The sequence below is a fragment of the uncultured Cyclobacterium sp. genome (assembly GCF_963976465.1).
Taxonomy (GTDB): Bacteria; Bacteroidota; Bacteroidia; order Cytophagales; family Cyclobacteriaceae; genus Cyclobacterium.
On sequence record NZ_CAXBOC010000329.1, the window covers coordinates 1 to 6,811 of the forward strand.

Here is a 6,811-nt window from a genome sequence, read left to right on the forward strand (position 1 = left end):
AGGCAATTTGATATAGGACTTGATTTAGGTTTGTTTGATGATAGGGTAACATTCATTTATGATTTTTACTCTAAAAACACCACCAACCTATTGTACAATGTGCAAATCCCTCAGGAAGCCGGTTTTGGAAGCTTTACTGATAATATTGGAGAGATTAAATTTTGGGGACATGAGTTTTCTATCTCTTCCAGAAATACCCAAGGGCGATTGGTATGGACAACCAATGCCAACATTTCTTTCAATAGGAATGAAGTTATCGCATTAGCTGATGGAATAGACAGGGTGTATGGTTATGCACATATTACCCAGGTAGGACAGCCATTTGGTCAATTTTATGGATTGAACAAATTGGGTAACTATATGGATCAGGAAGATTTGGACAATTCGCCTCAAGTCCCAGGAAGGTCGACAGTAGGGTCTATCAAGTTGGAAGATGTAAATGGTGATGGTATCATAAGCATTGGGGGAGACAATGATGATAGAACAATTATAGGAAATCCATTTCCTGACTTTACCTATGGTATTACCAATAATTTCAAATATGGAAAATGGGATTTGAACATCATTGCTTCCGGTTCTCAAGGCCATCAGTTGTACATGAGACACCTTTACAGTACCGCCAATTTGGATGGGGTGTTCAATATGGTTGCAAAAGCTACTGACCGTTTCCGTTCTCCGGAGGATCCCGGAGAAGGAATTTTCGGAACCACTGTAGGTGGTGGTAATGTAACGGGAATTGAAAGAGATTGGGCCAACAGTAATTTTGTTTGGGATGCTTCTTTTTTCTCGATTAAGAACATTACCCTTGGATATGATATAGGCAAAATAGCCAATGTTGTGAAAGCTGCCAGGTTATATGCTTCCGTACAAAATGTGTATATCTTCACTCCTTACTGGGGAGGGCCAAACCCTGAAGTTAGCCAGCAAAACAATGGTAGTGGTGATGGTGGAAACTTGAGCCCGGGGGTTGATCTTACAGGCTACCCTGTTCCACGTACCTTCACTATTGGTGCAAACATCACATTCTAATCAGGCTTCTTATCTTAATTTGATTAAAAATGAAAAAAATAAATATATACATTGTGCTTCTGGGAATTATGTTGTCAAGCTGTGAAGAATTCTTGACTCTATCACCAGAAACGGCATTAAGTTCGGCCACTTTTTACCAAACGGAGGCCGATTTTGAACAAGCAGTTAATGCAGCCTATGCGCCGCTTCGTTCTATTGCTGATGATCGATCTTGGTTATTGTGCGAAATGCGTTCGGACAATACGATTTATGCTAGAAATATTAACTTTGGTGCTACCGAGCAACAGGAAGATATTTCGGATCATGCTTTACCAGAAGCTCAAGGGATAACGTCTAATACACACGTTCTTAATCAATACCGTCAGGACTACTTGATCATTGCCAGAGCCAACCAAATTCTTTCCGTAATTGATGAGGTGGAATTTGACCAAACTAGCAAGGATAACCTAAAAGGGCAGGCCCTTTTTCTAAGAGGCTATGCTTATTATGAATTGGCAAGGTATTTTGGAGGAGTGCCACTTCACTTGGAACCGGTAACTACGCGAGAAGAAGCTGCACTTCCTATTACACCGGAAGCAGAAATATACAATCAGCTTATCAGTGATATTCAGGCTTCAGTTTCTCTACTTCCAGTCCGCTCAAATCAAGGTGTAGGTAGAGCTTCTAAGGGGGCTGCACAGATGTTGCTAGCAGACGTTTACATCACCCAGAAGAAGTGGGCAGAGGCAGAGACTTTGCTGAAAGCGATTGTAAGTAGCGGAGAATATGAACTTATAGCCAGTTATGAGGATGTATTTTCTGAAAGTGTAGGCAATAAGAATAATATGGAATCTTTATTTGAAGTGCAATACCTGGAAGGTCCTGAAGGTTTAAATGGAAACTTCTTGTATAGCTTTATGCCAAGACCCATATCTTCACAGGAATTGCAGCCGATTACAGGTACTTCAAATACCCAAGGGCTAGATGGTGAGGGAAATAATATTCCTACACCGGATATTATTGCAGCTTTTGAGGATGGAGATTTAAGAAAGGATGCTTCTATTGCCTATGTGGAAATTGCAGGCAGTGACAGAGAAGACAAGGTTTATCCCTACATTAAAAAATATGCTAAGGCCCATGATTTGCATGGAAACCATGGCATGAATTGGCCTATCTATCGGTATGCAGAAGTTTTACTTTTCCTAGCAGAGGGATTGAATGAGCAAGGTAAAACTGCCGAAGCTGCAGGTTACCTAAACCAAATCAGAGAAAGAGCCGGTTTGGCTGCCACTACCGCTTCAAGTCAAGGAGATATGAGAGAAGCAATCTTTAAAGAAAGAAGAGTAGAGCTTGCTTTTGAGAATAAAAGATGGTTTGATATTGTCAGAGCAGACAGGGTTCAGGAGATTATCGGTGATTTTGGACAAAGGGCTTTGGCCAATCCTTTGGATTATTATTATCCAGCAGGGGCAACTTTCAGGTCCAATGCTTTTACTAACATCACCAAATACTATGCATTACCTGCAGCTGAAGCGGAGATAACCCCTCACTTCTAATCAGTTGGTACTTAAATTTAAACCTCCATAAGGGTTTAAAGTACAACGGAAAGCGACCAAGCTTTCCGTTGTTTTTTGGGTTTTTATGACCAAAGGTTTTATTTCAACATTATTGGTTATCATAAGCTGCGAATTTGGGTTAATTTTAAAATTGGTTTCAAGCCTGTGGTAAACAATTGATTGTAGGAAGCTGAATTAACAATAAACTTATGTATAAAACTAAAATAATGAAGAACTGGCTAATGGCCGGCCTGATCCTGTTAATGATGGGTTCATGCGGGCAAAGCGATGGCGATCAGAAGGAGGTACACCCCAAAGTAGCCAAATTAAAATTGCCGACAGGTTTTGAAGCAGAACACCTATACAGCCCCGGAGAAAATGATCAGGGCTCTTGGGTGGGTATGACCTTCGATGACAAAAATAGACTCTTAACCGTCGATCAATATGGAGCAATTTATCGCTTGGAAGTTCCTGCAATTGGATCAGACTCATTAACTCCCACTGTTCAAAAACTGATCATAGGAGATAATGGAGACGATAAAATTGGAATGGGATATGCCCAAGCCTTATTGTATGCTTTTAATAGCCTGTATGTAATGGTTAATCACCGTGCCAATGATGATTTTGACAAAAGCACAGGTCTCTATAGACTACAAGACACCAATGGTGATGACCAATTTGATAAAATAACAACCTTAAAAGAATTTACCGGAAGCCCCGGTGAGCATGGTCCACACAGTATGGTGGTTTCCCCTGATGGTCAATCCATCTACATTGTTGTAGGTAACCATATAGATGTTCCGGAAATGGACCATTATAGGATTCCACGTGTTTGGGAAAATGACAACCTGATTCCTGAAATCAAGGACCCCAGAGGCCATGCGAACAGTAGAGGTGCACCGGGAGGATGGGTAGCTAAAATTGACCCTGAAGGTAAAGAATGGGAGTTGGTAAGTGTGGGGTACAGAAACCCCTTTGATGTAGCCTTCAATGAAGTAGGTGACTTGTTTACCTATGATTCAGATATGGAATGGGACTTTGGAATGCCGTGGTACCGTCCTACACGAATTAACCATGTAACCAGTGGAAGTGAATATGGATGGAGAACAGGAAATATGAAATGGTCTCCGGAATATACAGACAACCTTCCGGCAGTGTTGAATATCGGACAGGGATCACCAACCAATGTTTTTTATGGCAGCAAAGCCAAATTTCCGGAAGAATACCGCAATGCATTGTATGCATTCGATTGGAGTTTTGGGATCATGTATAAAATTAATCTTACTCCTAGTGGAGGTTCTTATTCCGCTACGGGTGAGGAATTTATTTCAGGTTCACCTTTGCCATTAACGGATGGAGTAATTGGACCGGATGGAGCGCTGTATTTTATGACAGGAGGAAGACGTTTGGAGTCTGACTTGTACCGGGTTCATTATACCGGTGACTTGAGTGGAGAGAGTAAAGGAGGCCTTACCGAGGCAGATTTACCTGAGGAACATAAAATAAGAAGAAGCCTGGAAGCTTACCATACAGGGGCTAAATCCGGTGCGATTGATTTTGCTTGGCCCTATTTGAGCCATAGTGATCGCTTTGTTCAGTATGCCGCAAGAATTGCAGTGGAACATCAGCCATTGTCCGAATGGCAAAGTAAAGCCCTTAATGAAACCAATACCAGAGCCTTGACACAGGCCATTATTGCCTTGGCAAGACATGGAAAAGCTTCTCAAAGAGACCAGATGATTCAAGCTTTGATGAAAGCCGATTATGGATCACTTGATGAGGGAGACAAAATGAATTTGGCCAGGGCTTTTGAAGTAGTAATCGCCAGACATGGAAACCCATCAGGAGCGGTAAGCAATCAATTGATAGCCTATTTGGATGAGCATTTCCCTGCAGAGACCAATGAAGTAAACCGGGTTATGGGTAAGGTCTTGGTTAAACTGGAAGCTCCCTCCGCTGTGCCTAAGTTATTGGGCATGTTGGACGAAGCCGAAGATGATCCTAATTTCCAAAAAACCCTTACAGCTTCCTCTGATTTGATCATGAGAAACCCAAGGTATGGTTTGGATATCGCCAATATGCTGGCCAATGTTCCACCGGCGCAACAAACTTATCTGGCCACTGTGCTTGGGGGTGCGAAAGCAGGATGGGATGAATCGTCTTACGAGAAATATTTTAACTGGACCAATAACGCCTTCCAATACAAAGGAGGAAGAAGTTATGTGGGCTTTATAGACCGGGCAAGGAAGATGGCACTAAGTACCGTTCCAAAATCCAAATTTGATCATTATGATGAATTGTCCGGCGGAAAAAGACTTTCTGGTTCAGGAAATGAAATTGTAGAATCTTCTATTCAGCCTGAAGGCCCGGGTAAAAGATGGACAGTGGAAGAAGCCGCACCTTTGGTAGAGGACCTTAAAGGAAGAGACCTGGAAAAAGGCGAAGCCATGTTTAATGCCACGCTTTGTAGTTCATGTCATGCCATGGGAGGTGAAGGTGGAGTTATTGGACCGGACCTTACCCAATTGGGTACCAGGTTTAGCCCTAAAGATATCCTTGAAGCAACAATTAACCCAAATGATGTCATCTCAGACCAATATGCTGCAATGGTATTCGTTATGGGAGACAAGTCGTCAGTGGTTGGTAGACTTATTAGAGAAGATGAGACTACCTACTATGTGTCACAAAATCCTTTTTCTCCGGATATGATTATGGAGATACCAAAGGATCAAGTGACAAGCACCAAAGAGTCTGAGGTTTCAGTGATGTTACCCGGCTTGGTCAATAGACTTAATGCAGAGGAGCTAAAAGATTTGATGGCATACCTTGTGTCCGGAGGAAATCCCAATCACGAAGTGTACCAATAAAATTTAAATGAATTTCAGGCCAAGCAAGTATTGTTTGGCCTGAAAACTTTCAACCTAAATCATCACCTAATGAAAAATAGACTTAAAATAACCTCAGTGCTTGCTATTTCTGCACTGACCTTTGCCTGTGGCTCCGGCCAGCAAAAGGAGGAAGCTGCAGCTGTAAAAGAGGAAAGCCCTGCCAAGACAGATTCAAATGATGGCTTTGTCAAGATTTTTGATGGAGAAAGCCTGAATGGTTGGGATGGAGATGCCACCTACTGGAGCGTGGAAAATGGTGCCATAATAGGAGAGATTACTGAAGGGACCAAATTGGAAAGGAATCATTTTTTAATTTATCAAGGTGGTCAGCCTGCAGACTTTGAGTTCAAAGCGGAATTTAAAATCACTGAAGCAGGAAACTCGGGCGTCAATTACAGAAGTGAACCTGTGGAAGGTTTAGCGCATGCCCTTAAAGGCTATCAAGCGGATATTGACGGGAAGAATAATTATACAGGACAGAATTACGAAGAGAGAAAAAGAACAACACTGGCTTATATCGGTCAACAAACCAAGATCAATCCTCAAGAAAAAGAAGGCAACCTCAGGGCCAATGTGGAGAAAAATGCCTGGTTGGGCCTTGAAGTGGTAAAGGAGTTAGGAGATAGGGCGGAAATGAGAAAAGTAGTGAAGTCCAATGATTGGAATGAAATACGTATTGTCGCCAAAGGCAACCGTTTGAAACACTATATCAACGGCACCCTTATGAGTGATGTTACCGATGAGGATCCTGCCAATAGCACTTCCAAAGGATATTTAGGCATGCAGGTGCATGTGGGGCCTCCAATGCAAGTAGCTTATCGCAATATTTATTTAAAAAATCTTTAATTTTAGCTGTTTATATAAATCGACAATGCTTTCCCGGGATGAACCCTACAGTGCAGGATAGTTTGCCGGAAATGGATTGTTATTTTAGTCGAATTAAGCTTTTAATGAAATATGAATCCAAAGAATCAGCGTTGGAAAGGGAAGGTAGGAAATGTAAAACAGCTGGGAGGTATCGAAACTGCCATATTGGACAATGGGACAGGTAAGGGGGTCAGGATAGCCAATATTGATACAGGAGCAGGATTTCGCTACCAGCTTGTTTTGGACAGGGCCATGGACATATCCACAGCCCAGTTTGGGGAGCATGGACTTGCTTGGATAAGTCATGTGGGCATTACTCCCCCTGCTCCATTTACTGCTGATGGTATAGATTGGTTAAGTACTTTTGGTGGAGGCTTGCTTACCACTTGTGGTCTTTCGCATGTGGGAGGCCCTGAGAATGACGCGTATGGAAAGAGAGGATTGCATGGGAGGATTTCCAATAATCCTGCAGAGATCATTGCCATAAAACAA

Annotated in this window: 4 protein-coding genes and 1 pseudogene; all 5 read left to right on the top strand. The window is 42.2% G+C overall.

Annotated elements, in window-relative coordinates; all coding sequences use genetic code 11:
• A pseudogene (locus AAC037_RS16925) lies at positions 1–1,029 on the top strand (SusC/RagA family TonB-linked outer membrane protein); the annotation flags it as partial.
• A gap of 29 nt (positions 1,030–1,058) precedes the next feature.
• Positions 1,059–2,564 (top strand): RagB/SusD family nutrient uptake outer membrane protein, encoded by a 1,506-nt coding sequence (locus tag AAC037_RS16930; RefSeq protein WP_339904209.1) that lies wholly within the window; start codon positions 1,059–1,061, stop codon positions 2,562–2,564.
• Between the two features lie 227 nt (positions 2,565–2,791).
• Positions 2,792–5,431, top strand: coding sequence for a c-type cytochrome (locus AAC037_RS16935; protein WP_339904211.1), 2,640 nt, complete (start codon positions 2,792–2,794; stop codon positions 5,429–5,431).
• Between the two features lie 69 nt (positions 5,432–5,500).
• Positions 5,501–6,298 carry a DUF1080 domain-containing protein gene (locus AAC037_RS16940; RefSeq protein ID WP_339904213.1) on the top strand — a complete coding sequence of 266 codons (798 nt, stop codon included), beginning with the start codon at positions 5,501–5,503 and terminating at the stop codon, positions 6,296–6,298.
• A gap of 111 nt (positions 6,299–6,409) precedes the next feature.
• On the top strand, positions 6,410–6,811 hold a 402-nt coding region (locus AAC037_RS16945; RefSeq protein WP_339904215.1), incomplete at its 3' end, for a DUF4432 family protein.